Origin of the sequence: Streptomyces sp. NPDC058697 (assembly GCF_042715345.1) — a bacterium.
Lineage (GTDB): Bacteria > Actinomycetota > Actinomycetes > Streptomycetales > Streptomycetaceae > Streptomyces > Streptomyces liliifuscus.
In genome coordinates, this window is the sequence record NZ_JBHXSU010000040.1 from 1 (window position 1) to 25719 (window position 25719).

Consider the following 25719-nt stretch of genomic DNA (forward strand, 5'->3'; position numbering starts at 1 on the left):
GTCAACGACTCCGCGAAGGTGGTCTGCGGCAACGTCAAGACCGCCAACGCCAACGTCTACATCATCGACAGCGTCCTGATGCCCACCAGCTGACGTCACACCGTGTGCCGGGCGCCACAGCATGAGGCGCCCGACGCCAAGCCTCCCGTGACGGGGAGATACAGGGGGCCGGGGTGATCTGCCCCGGCCCCCTCCTCTGCATGACTGCGAAGCCGTGGCTCACGGCCGGTACACATGACGGGCCGTCAGCCCCTCATGCCGACGATTGGGACCACGTACGGCGAGAGGCGCCAACCGGGCGCCGAGGTGAGGTGAGGTGAGATGTCCGCGCACTTCCGTATCCGAGTTCTCGCCACATCGGGCGTCCGGCTGTGGTGTGCCGCAGCGGGACAACTCACCGTGCGCACCAGTGGAGCCCTGCGCCACGAATTGACCGAGAGGTGCACCGGAGCGTCCATCGTCGTTCTGGATGTCCGCGAGATCCAAATCCCCGCGGACAGTGCCCTCCTGCCGCCGCCATGGCCGGATGGGCCTCACACGATCCACGTGCTGTCCACGACCGACCTCCGTTCCCGCGTACCCGCCGACGCCCGTGTCCAGTGGCACAAGGACCTGGACGCGGCCTGGCAGGCGTGGTCTGGCCCGTTCCTATGAACTGCCGTCGGCTCGTTGGCTTCTCTGCAAGCCGTCACACGACGAGGAGACTGCTGCTGTCCCAGCTCTGGCAGACCAGGCATGAGTGTCCAGTTCTCGGCCGAAGCACCTGTCCCACGGCCAATGCTGCCGTGCGGTGCCACACACTCGCCCGCCGTACCATCCCTGGGCCGCCGTGCCGAACGACCAGTACGCCTGCCCGCGCACCGGCTGCGCGAGCCCGCTCCGCATAACGCATCGCGACTGCCCGTGCTGCCGCAGTGTCGTCCTCGTGCATGAGCAGGATGCTCCGGTCTGCCAACTGGGAGACGGGCTCTCCCTCCGGCAGTGAGGGCGCAAGCGCGACCACGCCGCGCACCTGAGGATGGATGGCTGCGCGCAACGCCGCGCGACCTCCCATCCCCTGCCCCAGCAGGACCACGGGGATGTCCCCGACCAACCGGTTCAGCTCACTGAGGGCCCGCAGGGCATCAACTTCCGCACCACCGTCGTTCCATCCCCGCTGTCGGTAACGCACCTGTCCCAGCAGAGTCTCGTCCAGGAATACCGCCGACGCCGCGACTCGCATCACGGGCCGCATCCGCAAAGCGCTCAACTGCCAGGGCCGCGCGGGGGCATCACTGGCAATCGGGCCGCTGTGCAGGGTCACCACAGCCGCCCGCACCGACTCGGGCCTGTGTCGCACCCACAGCGCCGTTTCACCCGGCGGCGTCTCCTGCCATCGCACCAGCATCGTGCCACTCTCCCCAGGGAGTGCGCGGGACTTTCCCTGTGAATCCGTCACCAGCGAGGCTTTGGCTTGCCGGAACTTCCGAACCGATCGAGTGAATCACGCTGAACTCAGCAGCATCTCGTCTCTTCACATGAACAGGTCCAGCGAAGTTAATTCGCGAGCATGGCAACTGGTGGTCTGGAAGAGCGCGGCGACGCCCATGGAGGCCGGGGCAACACGGCCGACGATCGCCGGTTGGCCAAACCGGCGATTCTTCAGACCATTGAACCAGCCGCGCTGGTCTCCGCGTGGCGCATTCACCCGCTTTCCCTGGGGAGCTCAAAGCCGTGTATGTCGAAGCCATGGACGAAGAATGGTTGCTTTCCGCGGAGCAGGTTCGATCGCTTCTCCAGTGGATACGCACTCCAGCCCGACCATCACCTTGGACTTCTACGCCCACTCCGAGCGGGCAATGGCGCGGAAGGAATGATCCAGGCAGGGTCATCGCGTTGGTGGAGGCCGGCCGAAGCGGGGCGCGTTTCATTCTCCCCAGATTCTCCCCAGGGGTCCGAGTGGTGCCCGTGGCCGCCGTGCTCGCGCCGCCGAGCCCGGTATGTGGGTGCTCGTGAGTCGATTGCTCAGAGCCAGTCGCGCCGCTTGAAGATGAAGTACAGGCTCACGCACACCACGCCCATCAGGCCGATCGCGAAGGGGTATCCGAAGCTCCAGCCCAGTTCCGGCATGTCGTCGAAGTTCATGCCGTAGATCGTCCCGACCAGCGTGGGGGCGAAGAGGATGGCGGCCCAGGAGGAGATCTTCTTGATCTCCTCGTTCTGTTCGAAGCCCGCCTCGGCCAGGGCCCGCATCTCCGCGTTCTGCTGCTGGGTGACCAGGGTCGCGTTCACCGTGAGGATGTCCGTGAGGGCCTGGCGGAAGCCGTCCACGCGTTCGCTGGTGTGGGTGACGTGGTCGGCGACGTCGCGGAGGTAGCGCTGGAGCTCCTCGTCGGTGCCGTACTTGGCGAAGCCGGCCATCAGGCCGTGCAGCATGCCGACCAGGGGGCGGGTGGCGCGCTGGAACTCGACCATCTCGCGGGAGAGTTCGTAGATACGGCGGGACACCCAGGGGTCACCGCCGAAGACCTCGGTCTCGATCTCGTCGATGTCGTTCTGGACACCGGCGACGACCGGCGCGTAACCGTCCACGACGGCGTCGAGGATCGCGTACAGGACCGCCTCGGGGCCGAGCTTCAGCAGCTCCGGCGTCTCCTCCATGCGGCGGCGCACGGCCGAGAGGTCGGGGGCGGCGCCGTGCCGGACCGTGATCAGGAAGTCGGGGCCGATGAACACGTGCAGCTCGCCGAAGTCGACCTCCTCCGACGCGTCGAGGTACCGGGCGGCGCGCAGCACGACGAAGAGCGTCTCGCCGTAACGCTCCAGCTTCGGCCGCTGATGGGCCTCCATCGCGTCCTCGACCGCGAGCGGGTGGAGGTCGAACTCGGCCGCCAGGGAAAGGATTTCCTCCTCCGTCGGACGGGCCAGACCGATCCACGCCATGCCGTCCGGCTGCTCGCGCAGCTCACGGAACGTGTCCGCGAGAGTGGCCGGGTTCGCGACACGCGTCCCGTCGCGGTAGAGCGCCGCCTGTACGACGCTGCCGACCTCCGCGGGAACCGGCTCGGCCGGGGCCGGACGTGGCGCCGGGGGATCCGCGGGCGGTGGCGTCGCCTCGGGCACGGCGCGCCGCCACACCGGCTTCCGGCCGCCCCTCGAAGGCGGCACGGGGCGGCGGGCTCGGCGGTCTGACATCGCGGCAGCCTCCCTGATGATGCCGATGGGTCGCATCTGTCGAACGTGTCGAACGCCTGTCTTGGCGATCACCGAGCAGGATATACGGGTCAAATGGCGTGAGCGGGTGTGCGGGGTAGGGGATCGGCAAGGGTTGCGGACCGAACTTGTCCGCAAGTCCCGCTAGCGTGCGGAGCATGACGAAGACGACCTCGACCGCCCCCGTGCTCAGCGCCCGTGAGCTGAACCGCGCGACCCTCGACCGGCAGCTGCTCCTGCGCCGGGCCACCATGGCCGCGACAGAAGCCGTCGAACACCTCGTCGGCCTCCAGGCGCAGAACGTGAAGCCCCCGTACTACGCCCTCGCCGCCCGCCTGGAGGGATTCGCGCCCGAGGAACTCTCGGCCGCCATGGAGTCGCGCGAAGTCGTCCGCATAGTGACCATGCGCTCCACCATCCACACCCACACCGCCGACGACTGCCTCACCCTGCGGCCGCTCGTGCAGGCCGCACGCGAGCGGGAGCTGCACGGCTTCCGCCACGGGCTCGCCGGTGTGGACCTCGACCGGCTCACCGCGATCAGCCGGGAACTCGTCGAGACCGAGCCGCGCACCCTGAAGCAGCTGCGCGAGGCGCTGCTCGTCGAATGGCCGGACGCCGACCCATTGGCCCTCGCCATCGCGGCCCGCTGCCGGCTGCCCCTCGTCCAGGTCACCCCGCGCGGCCTGTGGGGCCGCAGCGGACAGGTCGCGCTCACCACCGCCGAGCACTGGCTCGGCAGGCACTCGGAGCCCGCGCCCGCCCCCGACGCCACCGTCCTGCGCTATCTCGCCGCCTTCGGCCCCGCCTCCGTCAAGGACATGCAGACCTGGGCCGGGCTGACCCGGCTGCGCGAGGTCTTCGAACGGCTGCGGCCGCGACTGGTCACCTTCCGCGACGAGCACGGCGTCGAACTCTTCGACCTGCCGGAGGCGCCCCGCCCGGACGCGGACACACCGGCCCCGCCGCGGCTGCTGCCCGAGTTCGACAATCTGCTTCTCTCGCACGCCGACCGTTCCCGGGTGGTGTCCGCCGACTACAAGGGCCGTTCCTGGCAGGGCAACCAGGCCTTCTGCACGCTTCTCGTCGACGGTTTCCTGGAGGGGGTGTGGCGCCTTGAGGAGTCCCCCGACCAGGCCGTGATCACCATCGAGCCCTTCGGCACGCTCACCAGGAGGCAGCGGGACGAAGTGGCCGAGGAAGCGACACGGATGCTGTCGGTGCTGAGCACGGCGTCCTCGTACGACATCCGGTTCGGGACCGTCGTACGGGGCTGACCGCGGAGACGGGACGCGACCGACGCGGGGTCGGGACCGGTGCGGGGTCGGCCTCGGGGTCGGGAGCGCTCGGTGGTCAGTCCGCTCGGCCCGTCGTCGCCACCGTCACTCCGAGGCCGACCATCGTGAGGCCGCCCGCGCCGCCGATCATCGACAGCCGGCGGTCCGAGCGGGCGAACCAGCTGCGGGCCGTGGCCGCGGTCAGGCCCCACAGGGTGTCCGTGACCAGGCCGATGGTTATCGGGATCAGGCCCAACACCAGCATCTGCAGGGGGACTTGACCGGCCGAGTGGTCGACGAACTGGGGGAGTACCGCTGCGAAGAAGACGATGCCCTTCGGGTTGGTGACGCCGACGAGTACGCCGTCCAGGACCGTCCGCAGATCGCCGCGGGCAGGAGTGTCGGCCCGTGCCGTGATGTCCGAGGCCCGCATCTCCTTGCGGTGCCGGAAGGCCTGGACACCGAGGAAGACCAGATAGGCGGCTCCCGCCAGCTTCACCGCCAGGTAGACCGTGACCGACCGCTCCACTATCGAGCCGACGCCCACGGCGACCGCCACGACCAGCAGATACGAACCGAAGACGTTCCCCAGCGCAGTCGCCACCGCCGTGCGCCGGCCGTGGGCGAGGGCCCTGCCGATCACGAACAGCACGCTCGGCCCCGGGATCATGACCACCAGCAGCGACATCGCCGCGAAGGCCAGGAACCGATCCGTCGACACCATGCCCGTCCCCTCTCACCCGCCACCCATCACCCGCACCGGAATCCATTGAAACAGGCGCCACCGACAACGCACCCGGACCGGTCCTGGCACATGGACATGGACATGGACATGGATAGGGGGCGTTGCGGGCCGCTCGTGGAGGCCCGCAACGCCCCCTGGCTCAACCTGAGTCATGCTCAGGAAGTCATCGGGACGGCACTACGTGAGTGCTAGGAGTTGACCTGTGTCGTCACCAGGCTGGAGAAGGTGGTCAGGCGGGTGTAGACGCCGGGGTACTCGGCGTCCGCGCAGCCGTAGCCCCACGACGTGATGCCGGCGAGCTTGCCGCCGATGATCAGCGGGCCGCCGCTGTCGCCCTGGCAGGTGTCCACGCCGCCGGAGGTGTAGCCGGCGCAGACCATGTCGGAGGAGATGTAGGACGAGCCGTACGCCGAGGAGCAGGTGGCGTTCGAGACGGTCGGGACCGTGGCGGTGCGCAGCTGGTTGGAGGAGGAGCCGCCCGAGCTGGTGGTGCCCCAGCCGAGGATGCGGGCGGTGGTGCCGGCCGCGTACACGCTGGTCTCGGAGGAGGAGACGTAGCTGATGGGCGTGTACGGCATGGAGGTCGACAGGGTCAGGACGGCGACGTCGTCACCCTGCTCGGCGTCCACGTAGCTCGGGTTGATCCATATCTTGCTGACCCGGCTGACCGTGCCGTTGGTGCCGTTGCGGTAGGTGCGGCCGCCGACGACTCTGACGCTGCTCGTGGTCTCGCCGACCATGCAGTGGGCGGCGGTGACGACCTTGGTCGCCGACACCAGGGTGCCGCCGCAGAACTGGCTCTGCGAGGAGTCGGTGATCTGCATGACGTACGGGTACGCGGCCGCCGTGGTGGTCGAGCCGCCGACGATGGGCTGGGGAGCGGCGCTCGCTGTGGTCGCGCCGAGCAGACAGGTCGTCGCGGCGGCGGCGACCGCCGCGGTGACGGCGGCGGCCTTCTTGGCAAGGGTGAGCCCGAACATGGTTCTCCTCAGGAGTGCCGGTGGGGGGTGCACTGTGGGGGTGGAGCGACAGCCTGCGGGGCGGGTCCCACGCTAGAAGCGGACCCGCCCTCTCCCCAATGAGGGAACTCCCTCCGGGAGTTGACGAGGGATAACCCTCGGTCGCGCCCTGGCCTGCCCCTCCGGCCCGCGGACCGGAGGCGATTGACGGCCCGTGACGCGCCGAGGAGGCACGACGGAAGCCGAGGCCGCCTGCCGCGAGTGGGTACCGGCTTGCCCAAAGCCGCCCGCTTCCCGGCGGCCTCCCGCGCGACCGTCAACATCCCGGCGTCATCCGCGCGACCGCCACCCCACCCCAACAGCCATCCGCGCCCGGCTCAAGCCACCGGCCTCAACCCCCGACGACCGGGGGCGGGCCGCCTCAACCCCCGACGACCGACGACCGGCGGCGGGCCGCCTCAACCCCCGTACACGAAGCCCGAGTTCACTCCCCCCGCCGCTGCCCCGCAGCCAACCGCACTATGTCGACTCGCGAGCGGATGCCCAGCTTTCGGTAGACCCGGGTGAGTGTTGCCTCGACCGTTTTTACGCTGATGAACAGGCGGGCGGCGATTTCGCGATTTGTGGCGCCCTCCAGGACGAGGCCCGCGACCTGGCGTTCCGTGGAGGCCAGTCGGTCGAGGTGGGGCAGGAGGGACTCGGGGGCCATCGTGGAGGGGGTGGCGGGAGCGGTCGTGGAGGCCGTCGCGGAGGTCGTCTCCAACTGTCGTAGCCATGGCAGCGCCTTGCAGCGTCGGAACAGGCGTGCCGCCTCGTCGTAGGACACCCGGCCCGACTGTTCCGCGCGCAGCCTGGCCAGTGCTAGGGCGGCCCGGGCCTCCTCCAGCCCGTAGCCGAGTTGCGCCAGTCGGTCCTGTGCCGAGGTCAACTGCTGGGCGGCCGCCTCGTATTGACCGGCCGCCGCCTTCACCAGGGCCTCGGCGCGGTCCAGTACGGCGAGGACACTCGCCCGCCGGAGCCGTACCGCGTGCTCACGCGTCGCGGTGATGACGTCCTGCGCCTCCGCCGGTTCGCCGACCAGGACCAGCGCCTCGGCGAGGTCGCCGTGCCAGCGCCCCCGCGCGGGGTCGAAGATGCCGAGCCCCTGCTCCAACTCCCTTGCCCTGCGCAGCGATTGGACTGTGCCGGCGGCGTCGCCTGCCACGAGCTGGGCATGGCCCAGCGCGCCCAGCGCACGCGAGAGGTAGATCAGGTCGCCGTCGTCCTCGGCGCGGCGCACCGCGTCGCCGGCCAGCACGAGCGCCCGGTGCACGTCCCCGCCCGCGGCCTCGGCGAGCGAGGTGAACATGTTGCCCGCGGCCTCGCCGATACCGGTGTCCCGGGCCAGCCGCAGGCTCTCGTGGGCGAGGTCCAGGGCGCGGGCGCAGTGCCCGGAGCGCAGCTCCGTCTCGGCGAGCCCGCGCAGGAAGTGCACCTCGCTCTCGACCATCCCGCGCCGCCGCACCTCACCGAGGAGCCGGGTGATCGTCGTACGGGCGTCGGTGAGCTGGTCGCTCATGATCTGCCAGCGGAACCGGGTGGCGCCGGCGCCGTTGTGGTCGCACGCCACGCGCAGGTCCTGTGGTTCCGCGAGAGCCTTCTCAAGGGTCTCCGGGGCCGCGGGGTGACCCATCAGGGTCTCCATCTGGGCCTGGAAGGACAGGGCCATCAGCTCGGTACTCCGGTCGCCCGCGGTGGCGGCGAGCCGGGCCGCGTGCGCCGCCTCCTCGCGGCCCCTGGCCATCTCGCCCTCCACGAGCAGCGCCCGCCAAGCCAGTTGGTAGCGGACCAGGGCGAGCAGCCGCGGGTCCTCGCCCGCGTCCGCGAGGGCCTGCGGGAACACGGCCTCCACGTCGGCCATCGCCTGCCCCGCCGAGTCGATCACCACCATCCAGGCCCGTACCCGGACCGCCGGGTCGGTCGCCCGGTCCAGGACGTCCCGGGCCACCTCGCGGGCGAGGTCGATCTCGCCCGAGGTAAGCGCGTCCTCGGCGGACCTCAACCGCCGTTCGTCCGCGCCGGGCCCGCCGTCCGGCGGGGTGTGCCGGGCGGCGAGCAGCCCGAGCTGGGCCGCGACCGAGGGCGCGCCGCGGTCCCGGGCCAGCGCCGCCGCCTCGGAGAGCCGCGCGGCGACCCGCTCGTCGGTGCCGGTGGTGGCCAGCGCGAGATGCCGGGCCCGCTCGATCGGGTCGGAGGCCACCGTGGACAGCGCGGCGTGGGCGGCCCGCCGCTCCTGGGGCGTCGCCTGTGCGTACAGCGCGGCCGAGACGAGCGGGTGCGCGAAACGGACCGCGCCCTCCTGCCCGTCCGGACCCTGGCCGTCGGGACCCGGGGCCGCCACCAGACCGAGCGAGGCCGCGAGCGCGATCTCCGCCTCCGCGTTCGTACGGCCCGCGGAGCCCAGCAGGGTCTGCGTGGGGCGGGCTCCCGCGCTCGCGACCAGCAGTGTCTGCCGGGCCTCGGTGGACAGCAGTTCCAGGCGGCTGAGGACGAGGGCGCGCAGCGAGGTCGGCACGGGCAGCGGCTCGCCGGGGCGGGGCGGCGTCGGGCTCTCGGCCAGGGCACGGGCGAGCTCCAGCGCGAACAGCGGATTGCCGCCGCTGGTGTGGTGGATGTCCCGCAGCGTCGAGCGGCGCAGACCGGTGTAACCGCGGGCGACCAGCAGCTCGGACACCTGCGGCCGGGACAGCGGGGTCAGCCGCAGGGCAAGTGCCTCCGGCGGATACGCGCGTAGATACGGGTCGTGTTCTTGCTCCTTCGGTTCGGTGCCGGTACGCACCGCGCCGAGCATCCGCACCGGCATCCCACCGAGGCGGCGGGCCGCGAAACCGAGCAGCTCGGCGCTGGGCGCGTCCAGCCACTGCAGGTCGTCGGCGACGAGGAGGACGGGACCCTTGGCCGCCAGCGCGCGCAGCACCGACAGCACCGCGAGCCGCAGCGCGAGACCGTCCTGGTGCAGGGACGATTCGGCGCGGCCGGTGAGAGCCGCTTCGAGCGCGGCCTGCTGCGGGGCGGGCAGCGCGTCCGCGACCTCGTCGGCGACCAGGCCGAGCAGATCGACCAGGGCGAGGAACGGGAGATGGGATTCCGACTCGGTCGCCGAACAGCGCAACACAGTTCGGGCTGATTCGGTATATTCCGCAGCCATTGCCCGCAGGACGGTCGACTTTCCTATTCCGGGCGGACCGTGCAAGAGAAGGCTGCCCCCTCGGGAGAGCTGCTCACGGCCTCGTCTGAGCACCTCGTCGCGCCCGACGACCTGCTCGGAACGGGGTCTGACAGGCTCCTCGAAATCCCGTCGCACGCGCACCGCTCCCCTCAGTCGTGTCCGGCTCAATATTAAGCAAAGAGCCCTTGAATTTCGGAGGGTTGCGCCGTGAGGGAAATAACAGAGATCCGGTATACGGGATTTCAGCGTGCCCGCGCATGTATAGAGCGCGGAGCGAGGTATGGACCTTCGGAGCGACAGTGGCGCCGGCGGTGAGCTCGGCGGCGGCAGTCAACAGTGGATCTCAGGGCAGCAGCCCGGCCCGCCGAGCCGCCACCACCGCCTCCAGCCGCGTGCGCGCGCCCAGCTTGCGCATCGCCGAGCGCAGATAGGCCTTCACCGTCTCCGGACGCAGCCCGAGCCGGTCCCCGGCGGCCGCGTTGGTCGCGCCGGCCGACACACAGGCGAGAACGTCCAGCTCACGCGGGGTGAGCCGGACGCGCCGGGCCGCCGGCACCGGACCGGGCGAGGCGGTCAGCGTGGCGCAGACCGCCAGCAGCTCCGCCCGCAGCGTCGGGTCCATGACACGGGGGGCCAGCGCGCGCAGCGCCCCGTGCGCCTCCCGGACCCGCTCCCACGCCGCGCCCTCGGTGACGTCCGGCGTCACCTCCGGCTCGCGCGCCACCGCCAGCAGGCCCTGCGCCTCGTCCCGTACGACCAGGGACTGCTCCACGTCACGCGCCGCCTCCACGGCCGCTGTCAGCGTCCGGTCGCCGAGCGGCTGGGCCGTGCGCAGGGCGCCGTACAGGACACCGCGCACCCGGCGGCGTACGACGACCGGCACGGCGAGGATGGCCCGCAGCCCCTCCGCGGCGACCGCGGCGTCGTACTCGTGGCTGATCTGCCGGGAGGACGAGTAGTCCATGACGGCGCACGGCCGGGCGAGGGCGACCGCCTTGCCGCCGAGGCCGTTGCCCGACGACACCGCGAGCGCGCTGAGCGCCGCCGTCGCCGTACCGTTGAGCTCGCTGATCCGGACCTGATGGCGGCCGGGCTCGACCAGACCGCCGAAGGCCACGGGCAGCCCCGTCGTCCGCCGCAGCTGCATCAGCGCGCCGCGCAGCTCCACCGCCTCGGTCGCGCCAGTTGCCACGTGCTCGTCCCTTCACCACAGCGCACCCCCCGTTCGGGGGTGGTGAGACCCGCATCACGGATTACACGATGTGAGTGAGCCGCCCGGCAATGGTCCGGGTCCGAGGAGGACAGATGACTACGCCGCCGACGACGCCGACGGAGAGCTTCCGCAGCGCGCGGGACTTCCTGCTGGAGCACCGCGAGGACTACGCCACGGCCTACGAGGGTTTCGTCTGGCCCCGCCCCGAGCACTTCAACTGGGCCCTCGACTGGTTCGACCCCCTCGCCCACGGCAACGCCAGGACCGCGCTGCACATCGTCGAGGAGGACGGCCGCGAGACCAAGCTGTCCTTCGGCGAGCTGTCCGTGCGCTCGGACGAGGTCGCGGGGTGGCTGCGCGAGCTGGGCGTACGTGCCGGGGACCGCATCCTCGTCATGCTCGGCAACCAGGCCGAGCTGTGGGTGACGGCGCTCGCCGCGATGAAACTGCGCGCCGTGGTCATCCCGGCCACCCCGCTGCTCGGCCCCGCCGACCTGCGCGACCGCGTCGAACGGGGCCGGGTCCGGCACGTGATCGTGCGAGCCGAGGACACCGGCAAGTTCGACGAGGTGCCCGGCGACTACACACGCGTCGTGGTCGGCGGCGAGCACCCGGGCTGGCACTCGTACGAGGACGTGTACGACCGCGAGTCCGGCCTCTTCCTGCCCGACGGCCCGACCCGCGCCGACGACCCGCTGATGCTCTACTTCACCTCGGGCACCACCGCCCGCCCCAAGCTCGTCGAGCACACCCACGCGTCGTATCCGATCGGCCACCTGGCGACCATGTACTGGATCGGCCTCAAGCCCGGTGACGTGCACCTGAACATCTCCTCACCCGGCTGGGCCAAGCACGCCTGGTCGAACCTCTTCGCCCCCTGGAACGCCGAGGCGACCGTCTTCCTGCACAACTACACGCGCTTCGACGCGGTCCGCCTGATGGCCGAGATGAACCGCGCGGGCGTCACCACGTTCTGCGCCCCGCCCACCGTCTGGCGCATGCTCATCCAGGCCGACCTGACCCAGCTGCGTACGCCCCCGCGCGAGGCCGTCGCCGCGGGTGAGCCGCTGAATCCCGAGGTCATCGAGCAGGTGCGGCGCGCCTGGGGCGTCACGATCCGCGACGGCTTCGGGCAGACCGAGACGGCCGTGCAGGTGTCCAACAGCCCTGGCCAGCCGCTGAAGACGGGCTCCATGGGGCGGCCGAGCCCCGGCTTCGAGGTCGAACTGCTCGACCCGGTCACGGGCGCGCCCGGCGCCACGGAGGGCGAGATCGCGCTCGACCTGTCCGGGCGCCCCGTGGGCCTGATGACCGGCTACCACGGCGACCCCGACCGCACGGCCGAGGCGATGGCGGACGGCTACTACCGCACCGGCGACATCGGTTCGCGCGACGCCGAGGGCTACATCACGTACGTGGGCCGCAGCGACGACGTCTTCAAGGCCAGCGACTACAAGATCAGCCCCTTCGAGCTGGAGAGCGCGCTCCTGGAGCACGAGGCCGTCGCCGAGGCGGCCGTCGTGCCCGCGCCGGACGAACTGCGGCTCGCGGTCCCGAAGGCGTACGTCGTGCTGGCGGAGGGCTGGGAGCCGGGGCCCGACACCGCGAAGGTCCTCTTCGAGCACTCCCGCACGGCCCTCGCCCCGTACAAGCGCATCCGTCGCCTGGAGTTCGCCGACCTGCCCAAGACGGTGTCCGGCAAGATCCGCCGGATCGAGCTGCGCGAGGCGACGGCCGCGGGCTCGGACGCCGAGTACCGAGAGGAGGACTTCCGGTGAGCGACGTGACCGAGGCGAGTGAGCCGGGCGAGGCGGACGACATGGGTGAACTGTCGTACACGCACGGGACGAGCGGGACGTCACTGCTCGGCGACACCATCGGCGCCAACCTCGACCGGGCCGTAGCGGCCTGGCCGGACCGCGAGGCGCTCGTCGACGTACCGTCCGGGCGCCGCTGGACATACGCCCAATTCGCCGCGGACGTCGACCGGTTGGCCCGCGCGCTGCTCGCCGGCGGGGTCGCCAAGGGCGACCGGGTGGGCATCTGGGCGGTCAACTGCCCGGAGTGGGTGCTCGTCCAGTACGCCACCGCCCGCATCGGCGCGGTCATGGTGAACATCAACCCGGCCTACCGAACCCACGAGGTCGAGTACGTCCTCAAGCAGGCGGGCATCTCGGTCCTGTTCGCCTCGCTCAGCCACAAGTCGAGCGACTACCGGGCCATGGTCGAGCAAGTGCGGGGCGCATGCCCGCAGTTGAGGGAGACCGTCCACATCGGCGACCCGAGCTGGGACGCGCTGATCGCCCGGGGCACTTCCGGCCTGGACGAGGAGTTCCGGACGCGCCGGGCCGAACTGTCCTGCGACGACCCGATCAACATCCAGTACACCTCGGGCACCACGGGATTTCCCAAGGGGGCGACCCTCTCCCACCACAACATCCTCAACAACGGCTATTTCGTGGGGGAGTTGATCGCCTACACCGAGCAGGACCGGATCTGTGTCCCCGTGCCCTTCTACCACTGCTTCGGCATGGTCATGGGCAACCTCGCCGCGACCTCGCACGGCGCGTGCATCGTGATCCCGGCCCCGTCCTTCGACCCGACGGCGACCCTGCGCGCGGTCCAGGACGAGCGCTGCACGTCCCTCTACGGCGTACCGACCATGTTCATCGCGGAGTTGGGCCTGGCGGACTTCGCGACGTACGACCTGTCCTCCCTGCGGACCGGGATCATGGCGGGCTCGCCCTGTCCGGTCGAGGTGATGAAGCGGGTGGTCTCCGAGATGCACATGGCGGAGGTCGCCATCTGTTACGGCATGACCGAGACCTCGCCCGTGTCCCTCCAGACCCGCCGCGACGACGACCTGGAGCACCGCACCGGCACGGTCGGACGCGTCCTGCCGCACATCGAGGTCAAGGTCGTCGACCCGGCGACCGGTACGACCCTGCCGCGCGGCTCGGCGGGCGAGCTGTGCACCCGCGGCTACAGCGTGATGCTCGGCTACTGGGACGAGCCCGAGAGGACCGCCGAGGCCGTCGACGCCGGGCGGTGGATGCACACCGGGGACCTGGCGGTGATGCTCGACGACGGGTACGTGCAGATCGTCGGCCGGATCAAGGACATGATCATCCGGGGTGGCGAGAACATCTACCCGCGTGAGATCGAGGAGTTCCTGTACGCGCATCCGAAGATCGCCGACGTGCAGGTGGTGGGTGTGCCGCACGAACGGTACGGGGAGGAGGTTCTCGCCTGTGTCATCCCGCGCGATGCGGATGATCCGCCGACGGTGGAGGAGGTGCGGGCGTTCTGTGAGGGGCGGTTGGCGCACTACAAGGTGCCGAGTCGGGTGCGGGTCATGGAGGCCTTCCCTATGACTGTGTCCGGGAAGGTGCGGAAGGTTGAGTTGCGGGAGGGGGGTGTGGGGGGTGTGTGATGGGTGCCGGCCGGTGGGGGCTGATCGCGCAGTTCCCCGCGCCCCTTACGGGCGCGGTCCTTGCCGAGGCTGCTTATACAGCAGCCCTGTACATGCACACCCGGGGCCAGCGGTCCAGGCCGTGTTCGGCCTCGGTTGCTCGGATCTTGCGTAGGCCCGGGGTGAGTTCGGGGTCGGTCAGGGTGCGGAAGCCGATGCGTTCGTAGTAGGGCGCGTTCCAGGGGACCTCCGTGAAGGTGGTCAGCGTGAGACCGGTCAGGCCCTGGTCGCGTGCGCGGTCGGCGGCGTACGCGATCAGGGTCCGGCCCACGCCCCGGTGCGCGGCGTCCGGGTGGACGGAGACCTGCTCGATGTGGAAGGCGCCGTCCACGGGCTCGCCGATCAGGTACGCGACGGGGTGGCCCGCATCGCCGTCACCCTCGGATTCGGCTTCGGATTCGGCTTCGGCGACCCAGGCGTGGCCCGCCTCCCTGAAGCGCTCCAGCAGTTCCAGCGCGGGCGGCTCGTCGTCGGCGATCTCCGTCATGCCCAGGGTGCGGAAGGGCTCGCCCGCGGCCCGCTCGATGTCCTGGAGCAGCGGGAGGTCGGCGGGGGTCGCCGGTCTGATGCGCATGACGTCAAGTATGTGGCTGCTCAAAGGAGTTGGGCTACTCGGTTCCCGTGGCTATCAGGTCGTCGGCGAGGCTGTTCACCGGCTGTGGGGTGCCGGTGAGGTCCAGTACGAACAGGGGGATGCCGAGGGAGTCGGCGCAGACGCGGGCGTCCTCCTCGTAGCCGGCCAGTGAGAAGTACACGCAGCCCGCCGACTCCGTCATGGCCGTCAGCCACAGGCACTCCACGTCCCGCAGGGAGGCCGGTCGCACGGTCGGGTCGACCTGGGCCAGGATCCCGCGGGCCGCCAGACCTATCCCTGAGGGCGGCCGCTGGTCGGCCCGCCGGATGTCCCGGTAGCCGAGCCAGCGCAGATAGAGCGCGGCGGCGGTCACCGCGTCCCGAGCCGTGCGGATGACCACCGGCTGGAAAGCGGGGCGTGGGACCGGGGCCGTACGGGGGAGGGGGATGGCGGCGGCGGGGAGACGGCCCGCCCGGCCGGCCCGGGGCTTCTGGGGCGGGCGGCCGGAGTGCTCGCGTGAGCCTTCGGACGAGCCCTCGCGTGACCCCTCGTGCGAGCCTTCGTGCGAGGCCTCGTAAGAACCCCCATGCGAGTCCCCGTGCGAGCCACCGTGCGAATCCTCATGGGAACCGCCCTCGGGGTTCTCGCCGGTGTCCGGGCCCGGGGAGTGCGATGTGTCGGCGTCCGAGGAGTGTGATCCGTCGGCGCCCGCTGCTCCCGCCTCGTCGTCGGCTCCCGGCTCCGTCACCGGTACCCGTAAGAGCACCCCGCAGGGGCACCCCAGCTCCGGCCGGGGCCAGTGGTCCGCCCGCCCGCAGGACTCGCAGCGGATCGTCACCCAGCCCTCGTCCCAGGTGTGGTGCGTGACGGGCTCCGGGAGCGCCCTGCGGTCGAGGACGGGCGCGACAGGCGCTCCGCACACGCACGGGTACGACGGCGCCGCATAGACATGCTCGCGCCGACAGGCCGGACACCTCACCGGCACGCTCTCGGACATGACCCTCTCCAGAACACCGCGACACCACAACGCCGTATGAACGCCATACGGGGGACAGCGCCTCCATCGTCCTCCGGAACCCCTTCCTCCGGCAGCGAAACGATCCGACGCCCACTGATTCCCCCGTCGGGAGACCGTCGGCCGACTGTCCGCCGGCCGCCCTCCGACCGCTCTCCGGCCCTTGACGCCTCCTGGCCGCCCACTTACATTGCTTCCAGATAGTAGAAGTTAGTTTCCGTAATACGGAATTTGAAGCTCTCCGCGGGGCGCGACGGGAGCCCGAATCCGACGGCCGAAGCAGGAGTACGCAATGGCTCGTATGACCGCTGCCCGCGCGGCAGTTGAGATCCTCAAGCGTGAGGGCGTCACCAGCGCGTTCGGTGTCCCGGGCGCGGCGATCAACCCCTTCTACGCGGCGCTCAAGGCCTCCGGCGGCATCAGCCACACCCTCGCCCGCCACGTCGAGGGCGCCTCCCACATGGCGGAGGGCTACACCCGCACCGCACCCGGCAACATCGGCGTCTGCATCGGTACGTCAGGGCCCGCGGGCACCGACATGATCACCGGTCTGTACTCCGCGACCGGCGACTCCATCCCGATCCTGTGCATCACGGGCCAGGCGCCGACCGCCGTGATCCACAAGGAGGACTTCCAGGCCGTCGACATCGCCTCGATCGCCAAGCCGGTCGCCAAGATGGCGGTCACCGTGCTGGAGGCCGCGCAGGTCCCGGGCGTCTTCCAGCAGGCATTCCACCTGATGCGCTCGGCCCGCCCGGGCCCGGTCCTCATCGACCTCCCCATCGACGTCCAGCTGACGGAGATCGAGTTCGACCCGGACACGTACGAGCCGCTGCCGGTCTACAAGCCGTCTGCGACCCGCGCCCAGGTCGAGAAGGCGATCACGCTCCTGAACGAGTCGGAGCGCCCGCTGATCGTCGCGGGCGGCGGCGTCATCAACGCCGACGCCTCCGAACTCCTCGTGGAGTTCGCCGAGTTGACCGGCACACCGGTCGTCCCCACCCTGATGGGCTGGGGCATCCTGCCCGACGACCATGAGCTGAACGCCGGCATGGTCGGCCTGCAGACCTCGCACCGCTACGGCAACGCGACCTTCCTGGAGTCCGACTTCGTCCTCGGCATCGGCAACCGCTGGGCCAACCGCCACACCGGCAAGCTGGACGTCTACACGGCGGGCCGGAAGTTCGTGCACGTCGACATCGAGCCCACCCAGATCGGCAAGATCTTCGCCCCGGACTACGGGATCGCCTCCGACGCGAAGGCCGCCCTTGAGCTGTTCGTCGAGGTGGCACGGGAGTTGAAGGCCGCGGGCAGGCTGCCCGACCGCTCCGCGTGGGCCCAGGCCGCCCAGGAGAAGAAGGCGACCCTCCAGCGCCGTACGCACTTCGACGACATCCCCATCAAGCCGCAGCGCGTCTACGAGGAGATGAACAAGGCCTTCGGCCCCGAGACCCGGTACGTCACCACCATCGGCCTCTCGCAGATCGCCGGCGCCCAGATGCTGCACGTCTACCGGCCGCGGCACTGGATCAACTGCGGTCAGGCGGGCCCCCTCGGCTGGACGGTCCCGGCCGCGCTGGGTGTCGCCAAGGCCGACCCGGAGGCGCAGGTGGTCGCGCTCTCCGGCGACTACGACTTCCAGTTCATGATCGAGGAGCTGGCCGTCGGGGCCCAGCACCGGATCCCGTACGTCCATGTGCTGGTGAACAACTCCTATCTGGGCCTGATCCGTCAGGCGCAGCGGGCGTTCGACATCGACTTCCAGGTCAACCTGGAGTTCGAGAACCTCAACTCGCCGGAGCTGGGCGTCTACGGCGTCGACCACGTCAAGGTCGTCGAGGGCCTCGGCTGCAAGGCGATCCGTGTCACCGACCCGAGCGAGCTGGGTGCCGCCCTCGAACAGGCGAAGAAGCTCGCGGTCGAGTTCCGGGTCCCGGTCGTCGTCGAGGCGATCCTGGAGCGCGTCACCAACATCTCGATGTCCACGACCAACGACATCAGCAACGTCGTGGAGTTCGAGGAGATCGCGACCGAGCCGGGCCACGCGCCCACGTCCATCAAGACCCTGAAGGTCTGACAGGACTCCGAAGGTCCGGCTGACCAGTCGTCCGGCGTCATCACGTCGGGCTCAAGGGGGAAAAGTGAGGCCCCCGTCCTGAGGATCCAGGACGGGGGCCTCTCGGCGTGTTCAGTTCGAGCAGCCCCCGCCGCCACCCGAACGGAACCCACCGCCCCCGTGCTTCCCCCCGTCTCCGGACGCCCCCGACGTCCGCAGCACCATGTTGGACCGGCCGGACCATGAGACGCCCCGGAGCAGCGCCGACGCGAACGGATCTCGCCGAAGCGCCGTCGTCATTCTGCTCATGCGTCTCACCTCCGTCTCAGGCCAAGCCCACTGTTCCGTGTACGGGGCCCGCCGCCCCCGTGCCGGCGGGCCCCATGTGCTGAGAATGTGCCCTGAAGCACAGTGAGTTGAAGCCCCCGGAGGCATATTCAGAGGTTGATTTGAGGGTTCCGTAGCCCGTGTACGCACACAGGCGTACGTACGGGCGTCACTCGGCCGCGTGGTGCTCCGACAGGCCCGGCCAGTCGTCGGGTCCGCCGCCCTGCCAGTCGATGATGTCGCTCTCCTCCACCTCGATCTCGTCCAGGTCCGCGAGGCGCAGGATCTCGACGACGTCGTCGAGGTGGTAGGCGATGCCGAGGGTCTCGCTGCCCGCGGTGACCCGGCGCGAGCCGTCCAGCGCCGGAGGGTGCACGACGATGCGGGGAAGGTCCATGCCTCCAGGCTGCTGCGCGGCCGGGGAATCCGCACCCCGAAGGCGATGGGTGTTTCCGCGGACGACGAAGAGCACCGGGTACGGGACCGTCCGTACCCGGCGCTCTTCGCCGTCGCGATCAAGGGTGTCGTCCGAGGACCGCGGCGGTCGTGACGGGCCGGGGCCTTCCTTCCCTCATGTCGAGAAGGGGGCTCCGGGACCTTTACCACCGCACTGGCTCACGTACCGCCGCGGTCCTCGGCCGGCCCGCTCCGCCCGTCGACAACCCCTCATCCGGGTCAACGGGCTTCGCGGGCGACGCGCCTGGGGTCCGACCTCCCGTCAGACCCGGGGCGCAGCTTGGGAGTTGGGAGGGTCAGTCCTCGCGCAGGGCGTGGACCGCCTCCTCCACGCGCCTGCCGTACTCGGGGTCGGCGGCGTGGAAATGGGCGAGGTTCTTCTCGATCACGTCGTCGCGGGAGACCTGGGAGAGTCCGCCGGCGATGTTGGCGACCAGCCGGGACCTCTCCTCCTCCGACATCAGGCGGTACAGCTCGCCCGCCTGGAAGAAGTGGTCGTCCTTGGTGTGGAGCGGGGTCTCGTACGTGCCGGTGTGGCCGTTCACCGCGAGCGGTGCCGAGAGGGGGCGGCCGGTCTCCGTCGGGCCGCCGTACGAGTTCGGCTCGTAGTTCCTCGCCGCGCGGCCCTGGGAGTTGGCGGCCATCAGGCCGTCCCGGCCGTAGTTGTTCGCCACCGTCGCCCTGGGGGCGTTGACCGCCAGGAGGGTGTGGTTGACGCCCAGCCGGTAGCGGTGCGCGTCCGCGTACGCGAACAGGCGGCCCTGGAGCATCTTGTCGGGCGAAGGGCCGATGCCGGGAACGAAGTTGTTCGGGGAGAACGCGGCCTGCTCGACCTCCGCGAACACGTTGTCCGGGTTGCGGTCCAGGACCAGGCGGCCCACCCGCTGGAGCGGATAGTCCTCGTGCGGCCAGACCTTCGTCAGGTCGAAGGGGTTGAAGCGGTAGCCGTCCGCCTCGGCCGCCGGCATGACCTGGACGTACAGCGTCCATGACGGGCGTACCCCGCGCTCGATGGCCTGGAGCAGGTCCGTCTGGTGCGAGCCCGGGTCCTTGCCCGCGGTCTCGGCGGCCTGCTCGGAGGACAGGGAGCGGACGCCCTGGTTCGTCTTGAAGTGGTACTTGACGAAGAAGGCCTCGCCTTCGGCGTTCGTCCACTGGTAGGTGTGCGAGCCGTAGCCGTTCATATGGCGGTACGAGGCCGGGATGCCGCGGTCGCCCATCAGCCAGGTGATCTGGTGCGTGGCCTCGGGGGCGTGTGCCCAGAAGTCCCAGACGTTGTCCGGCTCCTGCCTGCCCGTGAACGGGTCGCGCTTCTGGGAGTGGATGAAGTCGGGGAACTTGATCGGGTCCTTGATGAAGAACACCGGGGTGTTGTTCCCGACGAGGTCGTAATTCCCCTGTTCCGTATAGAACTTGACCGCGAAGCCGCGCGGGTCGCGTACCGCGTCCGCGCCGCCCAGGCTGTCCGCGACCGTCGAGAAGCGCAGGAAAACCTCGGTGCGCCTGCCGACCGTGCTCAGGAAGTCCGCGTGTGTGAAGCCGGTGACGTCGTCGGTCACCTCGAAGTGGCCGTACGCGCCGGACCCGCGGGCGTGCACCACTCGCTCCGGAATGCGCTCGCGGTTGAACCGGGCGAGCTTCTCAAGCAGGTGCTGGTCCTGGAGGAGGAGCGGGCCGCCGGCGCCGGCGGAGGCGGAGTTCTGGTTGTCGGCGACCGGGGCGCCGGACTCTGTCGTGAGCACGCGCTTCGACATCGTGACCTTCCGTACGAGGGCAGCGGAATTTTTCGGAAGTTGTTTTCCGCTTTGTGGAGCCTAGGTTTGGGTTCCGGGCGGCGCCACCGCTTGGGCGCGACAGGACAGGTGTCAGCGGCGGCGCCGCCCGGAGGTCTTTGTGGGGCCCGGAGACCGTCAGATCTGCGCGCCGGAGAGACGCTCGACCGCGCGCAGCAGGGCGGAGTGGTCCAGGCCGCCGTCGCCCTGGGTCCGCAGCGAGGCGACGAGCTGGGCGACCACGGCACCGACGGGCAGCGCGGCGCCGACGTTGCGGGCGGCGTCCGTGACGATGCCCATGTCCTTGTGGTGCAGGTCGATACGGAAGCCCGGCTTGAAGTCGCGGTTCAGGAAGTTGTCCTTCTTGCGCGTCAGCACGGTCGAGCCCGCGAGGCCGCCGTTCAGGACGTCGAGGGCCGCCTTCAGGTCGACGCCGGACTTCTCCAGGAAGACCACGGCCTCGGCGCACGCCTGGATGTTCACGGCGACGATCAGCTGGTTCGCGGCCTTCACGGTCTGGCCGGAGCCGTGCGGACCGCACAGCACGATCGTCTTGCCGAGGGCCTCGAAGATCGGCTCGGCCAGGTCGAAGTCGCTCTGGTCGCCGCCGACCATGATGGACAGCACGGCCTCCACCGCCCCGGCCTCACCGCCGGACACCGGTGCGTCCAGGACCCGTATGCCCTTGTCCTTCGCGGCCTTCGCCAGGTCCACGGAGGTCTGCGGGGTGATGGAGGACATGTCGATCAGGAGCGCGCCGGACCGCGCGTTCTCCAGGATGCCGTCGGGCCCGTACGCGATGGCCTCGACCTGCGGGGAGGCGGGGACCATCGTGATCACCACGTCGGCGTCCCGCACGGCCTCGGCGATCGAGCCGGCCGCGGTGCCGCCGGCGGCGGTCAGCCGGTCCAGCTTGTCCTGCTCCAGGGTGAACCCGGTGACGTCGTAACCGGCCTTGATCAGGTTCTCGGACATGGGGGAGCCCATGATGCCGAGGCCGACCCAGGCGACCTTGGGGAGTGTGCTGCTCATGAGGGTGCCTCTCTGAAAACTTTCGTACGTCGATGAGTTGGCGCTCAGCGCGCCGCGCGGGCCTCGGCGGGCAGCCACTCGAAGGCCTCGGCGCCGGTGCGGTCGCCCGGCTTGTACTCCAGGCCGACCCAGCCCTCGTACCCCTGCTTGCGGAGCCGGCCGAGCAGCTCCTCCAGGGGGAGCGAGCCGGTGCCCGGGGCGCCGCGGCCCGGGTTGTCGGCGATCTGGACGTGGCCGGTCCTGGCCGCGTACCGGTCGATCACCGACGGCAGGTCCTCGCCATTCATGGACAGGTGGTACAGGTCCATCAGGAACTTGGCGTTGCCGAGCCCGGTCGCCTCGTTGACCTTGTCGACGACGGCGATCCCGGCCGGGGCGGTCACCAGCGGATAGAGCGGCGACTCCGGCTTGTTGAGGGTCTCGATCAGCAGGACCGCGCCGATGCGGTGGGCCGCGCGGGCGGCCAACACCAGGTTCTCCAGGGCGAGTTCGTCCTGGACGGCAGGGTCCACGCCCTCGACGCGGTTGCCGTACAGCGCGTTGAGCGCCTTGCAGCCAAGCGACTGCGCGAAGTCCGCGGCCACGTCGATGTTCGCGCGGAAGCGCTCGGACTCCTCGCCGGGGATCGACAGTGCGCCCCGGTCCGGGCCCGGCAGCTGTCCGGCGTAGAAGTTCAGCCCCGTGAGCTGTACGCCCGCGTCCTCGATCGCCTTCTTCAGGGCGTCGAGCTCGGCGCGCTCGGGGGTGGGGGAGTCGACCCAGGGCCACCACAGCTCGACCGCGGTGAAGCCCGCCGCGGCGGCGGCCGCGGGGCGCTCCAGAAGCGGGAGCTCCGTGAAGAGGATCGACAGGTTGACGTTGAAGCGCTGCTCAGCGGCTGCATCCATCGAGAAACCGGGCATGTGGGTCGGCGCTCCCTTCCGTGTCGAGTAGTTCCGTATTGCGGAAGTTAGTTTCTGCTTGATGGAAATGCTGCCCGCGTCGGGGAACCTTGTCAAGAGGGGTTGCCCCGAAAAGCCGCCGGGGCGCGGGCGGCCCCGGGCGGATTCGCCCGAGAGGGGATGCCGCCGTTCGATCGGGTGTTCCTCACGGGTGGTGTGCGGGTCGGCTAGGGTCGCTTGCGCGTCCGACAGCCCCCGCATCACGTGGGCCGGGGGGAACGAGCAGGTCGGAGCCGATGCCATGGGGGCACAGTGCGATTGAGAGTGGAGTTCACGACCGAGCCCTTCGATCTCGACGAGGCGCCGCGGCACGCGCTGGTCGCCCGCGAGGTCATCGAGGCGGCTGAGCTGGACGCCGTGGACGTCGGCCCGTTCGGCAACACCGCGGAGGGTGGAGCGGACTCGGTGCTCACCGCGGTCGACGCGCTGCTGCGCCAGGCCCTGGACGCCGGCGCCACCCGGGTCTCGCTCCAGGTCAACGTGATCGGGGAGGGCGGCGAGTGACCGGCATCGGGGACGACCCCTTCGTCACGGCGGTGAAGCCACTGGTCGACGCCATGGGCGGCGAGATGCTGCCGCCCGGCCAGGCGGGGCCCGACGATGTCGTGCTCTCCTGGGAGGGCGCCGACGTCGTCGCCGTACGGCTGCCCCAGCTCGCCGACTCGCTGGACCACATCCTGGCCGCCCTGGAACGCAAGCGCGGCAAGCCCCTGGCCGAGCTGGACCGCAAGGCCAAGCAGGAGGTCGTACGGATACTGGAGGCGCGCGGCGCCTTCTCCGTGCGGCACGGCGTGGAGACCGTCGCGGGCGCGCTCGGCGTCAGCCGGTTCACGGTCTACAACTACTTGAACCGCGAGAAGGACGCCTGAGCGGGGGGCGGGTGCCTGGCCCCGGCCGACCGGTGCCTGACCAGTCGCCGGTCTGCGCCTGACCCGCCAGCCTGTGCCCGACCCGTCGCTGGACTGCGCCTGCCCCGCCGACTGGTACCCGATCTGTCGCCGACCTGCGCCCGACCCGCTGGCGTGCGCCCGGCCCGCCGCTGGCCTACGCCCGGCCTGCCGCAGGGCTGCGCCTGCCCCGTCGACCGGTGCCCGATCCGTCGCCGGCCTGCGCCTGACCCGCTGGCGTGCGGCCGGCCCGCCCGAGCAGATGCGCGAGGCGCCGCCCGCGAGCACCTCGCCGTCGGCGCCCCGGACGTGGCCCGCCGCTGGCCTGCGCCCGGCCCGTCGCTGGGTTGCGCCTGCCCCGCTGTCAACTTGTGCCTAACCCGTCGCCGACCTGTGCCCGACCCGCCGGTGTGTGACTGCCCCGCCCTAGGCCTGCGCCCGACCCATCGCCAGCCTGCGCCCGATCCGCCGTCGACCGGCGATGGGCCGCCACCCGCCGCCGACGACAGGTCACCGTCAGGCCTCTGACCAGGCGCGACGCGGCTCCGGGTGGCCGGCTCGCGGGCGCCCGCGAGTCGCCGTCGTCCGCCATGCGGGTGGCAGTTTCCGCTTCCCGGATTTGTTACCCGGATTTTTCAACAAAGTGTTGACGTGATGTTTCCGAGGGCGTTAGCTAATCCGCAGCCCGTCCAGCACAAGGCCACGGAGGCTTCCCGTGACTTCGAGTACGACATCCGGCGGCCTCGCCCGTTTCAACGCCCTGGAGGAGCACGCCGCCTACGCCGCCCTCCACGAGGTCTGCGCCTCGGCGGCCTGGGTGAACCGGCTGCTCGCCCGCCGCCCGTACACCACCACCGACGACCTCTTCGCGGAGAGCGACGCCGCCACGGCCGGTCTGACCGACACGGACCTCGACGAGGCGATGGCGGGCCATCCGCCGATCGGACGCCCCAAGCCCGGAGACCCGACCTCCTCGCGCGAACAGCGCGGCATGGCCGGCGCCTCCGAGACGCTGAAGGCGGAGATGCTCGAACTGAACCTGGCCTACCAGGAGAAGTTCGGCCACGTCTTCCTGATCTGCGCGACCGGCCGCACCGGCGAGCAGATGCGCGACGCGGTCAGGGAACGGATCGGCAACGCGCCCGAGCAGGAGCGCGAGATCGTGCGCACCGAACTGGGAAAGATCAACCGCATCCGTCTCGCCCGACTCGTCGAAGAGGACGCACCCGCATGAGCACCGAGACCACCGCTTCCGTGTCCACGCACATCCTGGACACCAGCGCCGGCCGCCCCGCCGAGGGTGTCGCCGTCAGCCTCGCGGCCCGCACCGGCCGCGACGCGGACTGGCAGGCACTCGGCGGCTCCGCGACCGACGCGGACGGCCGGTGCAAGGACCTGCCGGCGCTGCCGGCGGGCACCACACACGTACGGCTCGACTTCGCGGTCGAGGCGTATTTCTTGAAGTTCGAGAAGAAGCAAGCCGATGCGCAGCAGGACGCCCCCGCGAACCGGGACAGCGGCAGCGTAGGAGCGTTCTTCCCGGAGGTGGCGATCACGTTCGCCGTCGTGCCGGGCGAGCACTTCCACGTACCGCTGCTGCTCAACCCGTTCGGCTACTCCGTTTACCGAGGGAGCTAGCTATGCCGACCATCCTGGGACAGAACCAGTACGGCAAGGCCGAGAACCGAGTCGTAAAGATCACGCGGGACGGCGCCACCCACCACATCAAGGACCTGAACGTCTCCGTCGCCCTCTCCGGCGACATGGACGAGGTCCACCTCTCCGGCTCGAACGCCAACGTCCTGCCGACGGACACCACCAAGAACACGGTGTACGCCTTCGCCAAGGAACACGGCATCGAGTCCGCCGAGCAGTTCGGCATCCACCTCGCCCGGCACTTCGTGACCAGCCAGGAGCCGATCAAAACGGCCCGGATCCGCATCGAGGAGTACGCCTGGGAGCGGATCGCGACCTCGGACGCCAACTCCAGGTTCATCGGCGCCGACGAGGTCAAGCACTCTTTCGTCCGCCAGGGCCAGGAGACCCGGGTCACGCAGATCACCTACGACGGTGAGTCCTGGGAGGTCGTCTCCGGGCTCAAGGACCTCGTCGTGATGAACTCGACCAACTCCGAGTTCTGGGGCTACGTCAAGGACAAGTACACGACGCTCCCCGAGGCGTACGACCGCATCCTGGCCACCCAGGTCTCCGCCCGCTGGCGCTTCAACTGGACCGACGACGAGCAGAAGGCGCCCAACTGGGAGAAGTCCTACGAGCAGGTGAAGAAGCACATGCTCCAGGCCTTCGCCGAGACGTACTCGCTGTCGCTCCAGCAGACCCTGTACCAGATGGGTTCGCGGATCATCGAGAACCGCGGTGAGATCGACGAGGTCCGCTTCTCGCTGCCGAACAAGCACCATTTCCTTGTGGACCTGGAGCCGTTCGGGCTGAAGAACGACAACGAGGTCTACTTCGCCGCCGACCGGCCCTACGGCCTGATCGAGGCGACCATCCTGCGGGACGGCTGCGAGCCGAAGATCCCGGTGGACCTCACCAACCTCTGAACCGATCCAGCGATTCCTCAGCCAAGAAG

At 70.3% G+C, this 25719-nt stretch carries 22 protein-coding genes; 10 read left to right on the plus strand and 12 right to left on the minus strand.

The window, feature by feature from the left end; genetic code table 11:
* On the plus strand, positions 1-93 hold a 93-nt coding region (locus tag ACFWXQ_RS44475; RefSeq protein WP_386268782.1), incomplete at its 5' end, for a fasciclin domain-containing protein.
* A gap of 1420 nt (positions 94-1513) precedes the next feature.
* Here the strand turns inward: ACFWXQ_RS44475 and ACFWXQ_RS44480 are convergent.
* Entirely contained in the window at positions 1514-1687 is a 174-nt protein-coding gene (locus ACFWXQ_RS44480) for a hypothetical protein (protein ID WP_383949299.1), read from the minus strand.
* Positions 1688-2004: 317 nt separating this feature from the next.
* Positions 2005-3174 carry a magnesium and cobalt transport protein CorA gene (locus tag ACFWXQ_RS44485; protein WP_383949302.1) on the minus strand — a complete coding sequence of 390 codons (1170 nt, stop codon included), beginning with the start codon at positions 3172-3174 and terminating at the stop codon, positions 2005-2007.
* Between the two features lie 176 nt (positions 3175-3350).
* Here ACFWXQ_RS44485 and ACFWXQ_RS44490 point away from each other — a divergent pair, with 176 nt between their 5' ends.
* Positions 3351-4469, plus strand: coding sequence for a winged helix DNA-binding domain-containing protein (locus tag ACFWXQ_RS44490; protein WP_383949305.1), 1119 nt, complete (start codon positions 3351-3353; stop codon positions 4467-4469).
* A gap of 76 nt (positions 4470-4545) precedes the next feature.
* Here the strand turns inward: ACFWXQ_RS44490 and ACFWXQ_RS44495 are convergent, their stop codons facing one another.
* The 4 genes from ACFWXQ_RS44495 to ACFWXQ_RS44510 form a co-directional block, all read right to left on the minus strand.
* Positions 4546-5193 (minus strand): LysE family translocator, encoded by a 648-nt coding sequence (locus ACFWXQ_RS44495; protein ID WP_383949307.1) that lies wholly within the window; start codon positions 5191-5193, stop codon positions 4546-4548.
* A 209-nt stretch (positions 5194-5402) separates the two neighbouring features.
* Positions 5403-6194 (minus strand): serine protease, encoded by a 792-nt coding sequence (locus ACFWXQ_RS44500; RefSeq protein ID WP_359942325.1) that lies wholly within the window; start codon positions 6192-6194, stop codon positions 5403-5405.
* 463 nt (positions 6195-6657) lie between these two features.
* A complete protein-coding gene (locus ACFWXQ_RS44505) occupies positions 6658-9516 on the minus strand; it encodes an AAA family ATPase (protein ID WP_383953683.1) in 2859 nt (952 codons plus the stop codon).
* Between the two features lie 208 nt (positions 9517-9724).
* On the minus strand, positions 9725-10528 hold the full coding sequence (locus ACFWXQ_RS44510; RefSeq protein ID WP_383953690.1) for a response regulator transcription factor: 804 nt from the start codon (positions 10526-10528) through the stop codon (positions 9725-9727).
* Positions 10529-10686: 158 nt separating this feature from the next.
* Between ACFWXQ_RS44510 and ACFWXQ_RS44515 the strand changes: the two genes are divergently transcribed.
* Together ACFWXQ_RS44515 and ACFWXQ_RS44520 are read left to right on the plus strand one after the other, a co-directional pair.
* Positions 10687-12372, plus strand: a complete 1686-nt coding sequence (locus tag ACFWXQ_RS44515; RefSeq protein WP_383953681.1) for an AMP-binding protein — start codon at positions 10687-10689, stop codon at positions 12370-12372.
* 41 nt (positions 12373-12413) lie between these two features.
* On the plus strand, positions 12414-14027 hold the full coding sequence (locus ACFWXQ_RS44520; protein WP_383953688.1) for an AMP-binding protein: 1614 nt from the start codon (positions 12414-12416) through the stop codon (positions 14025-14027).
* 73 nt (positions 14028-14100) lie between these two features.
* Here the strand turns inward: ACFWXQ_RS44520 and ACFWXQ_RS44525 are convergent, their stop codons facing one another.
* Together ACFWXQ_RS44525 and ACFWXQ_RS44530 are read right to left on the minus strand one after the other, a co-directional pair.
* A complete protein-coding gene (locus tag ACFWXQ_RS44525) occupies positions 14101-14640 on the minus strand; it encodes a GNAT family N-acetyltransferase (protein WP_383953679.1) in 540 nt (179 codons plus the stop codon).
* Between the two features lie 34 nt (positions 14641-14674).
* Positions 14675-15637 (minus strand): hypothetical protein, encoded by a 963-nt coding sequence (locus ACFWXQ_RS44530; RefSeq protein WP_383953677.1) that lies wholly within the window; start codon positions 15635-15637, stop codon positions 14675-14677.
* Between the two features lie 310 nt (positions 15638-15947).
* On the opposite strand from ACFWXQ_RS44530, the gene gcl reads away from it, so the two are divergent.
* Entirely contained in the window at positions 15948-17732 is a 1785-nt protein-coding gene (gcl, locus tag ACFWXQ_RS44535; RefSeq protein WP_383953675.1) for a glyoxylate carboligase, read from the plus strand.
* Positions 17733-18207: 475 nt separating this feature from the next.
* On the opposite strand, the gene ACFWXQ_RS44540 is transcribed toward gcl, so the two are convergent.
* From ACFWXQ_RS44540 to ACFWXQ_RS44555, 4 genes are all read right to left on the minus strand, one after another.
* Positions 18208-18435 (minus strand): hypothetical protein, encoded by a 228-nt coding sequence (locus tag ACFWXQ_RS44540; protein WP_383953686.1) that lies wholly within the window; start codon positions 18433-18435, stop codon positions 18208-18210.
* Between the two features lie 355 nt (positions 18436-18790).
* On the minus strand, positions 18791-20248 hold the full coding sequence (locus ACFWXQ_RS44545) for a catalase (RefSeq protein WP_386270335.1): 1458 nt from the start codon (positions 20246-20248) through the stop codon (positions 18791-18793).
* Positions 20249-20404: 156 nt separating this feature from the next.
* Positions 20405-21298, minus strand: coding sequence for a 2-hydroxy-3-oxopropionate reductase (locus ACFWXQ_RS44550; RefSeq protein ID WP_383957445.1), 894 nt, complete (start codon positions 21296-21298; stop codon positions 20405-20407).
* 44 nt (positions 21299-21342) lie between these two features.
* The gene (locus tag ACFWXQ_RS44555; protein ID WP_386270336.1) at positions 21343-22200 is read right to left on the minus strand and encodes a TIM barrel protein; all 858 of its coding nucleotides are present in this window, start codon (positions 22198-22200) and stop codon (positions 21343-21345) included.
* Positions 22201-22491: 291 nt separating this feature from the next.
* Here ACFWXQ_RS44555 and ACFWXQ_RS44560 point away from each other — a divergent pair, with 291 nt between their 5' ends.
* The 5 genes from ACFWXQ_RS44560 (at position 22492) to pucL (ending at position 25690) form a co-directional block, all read left to right on the plus strand.
* Positions 22492-22743: a hypothetical protein gene (locus ACFWXQ_RS44560; RefSeq protein ID WP_383956525.1), complete on the plus strand. Its 252-nt coding sequence runs from the start codon at positions 22492-22494 to the stop codon at positions 22741-22743.
* Positions 22740-23108, plus strand: coding sequence for a helix-turn-helix domain-containing protein (locus ACFWXQ_RS44565; RefSeq protein WP_143641961.1), 369 nt, complete (start codon positions 22740-22742; stop codon positions 23106-23108). The genes ACFWXQ_RS44560 and ACFWXQ_RS44565 overlap by 4 nt, the downstream gene beginning before the upstream one ends.
* 733 nt (positions 23109-23841) lie before the next feature.
* A complete protein-coding gene (gene uraD / locus ACFWXQ_RS44570) occupies positions 23842-24360 on the plus strand; it encodes a 2-oxo-4-hydroxy-4-carboxy-5-ureidoimidazoline decarboxylase (RefSeq protein ID WP_383956528.1) in 519 nt (172 codons plus the stop codon).
* Positions 24357-24764 (plus strand): hydroxyisourate hydrolase, encoded by a 408-nt coding sequence (gene uraH, locus ACFWXQ_RS44575; protein ID WP_383956531.1) that lies wholly within the window; start codon positions 24357-24359, stop codon positions 24762-24764. Before uraD ends, uraH begins: the two co-directional genes overlap by 4 nt.
* A 2-nt stretch (positions 24765-24766) precedes the next feature.
* Positions 24767-25690 carry a factor-independent urate hydroxylase gene (pucL, locus tag ACFWXQ_RS44580; RefSeq protein WP_383956534.1) on the plus strand — a complete coding sequence of 308 codons (924 nt, stop codon included), beginning with the start codon at positions 24767-24769 and terminating at the stop codon, positions 25688-25690.
* Positions 25691-25719 lie beyond the last annotated feature (29 nt).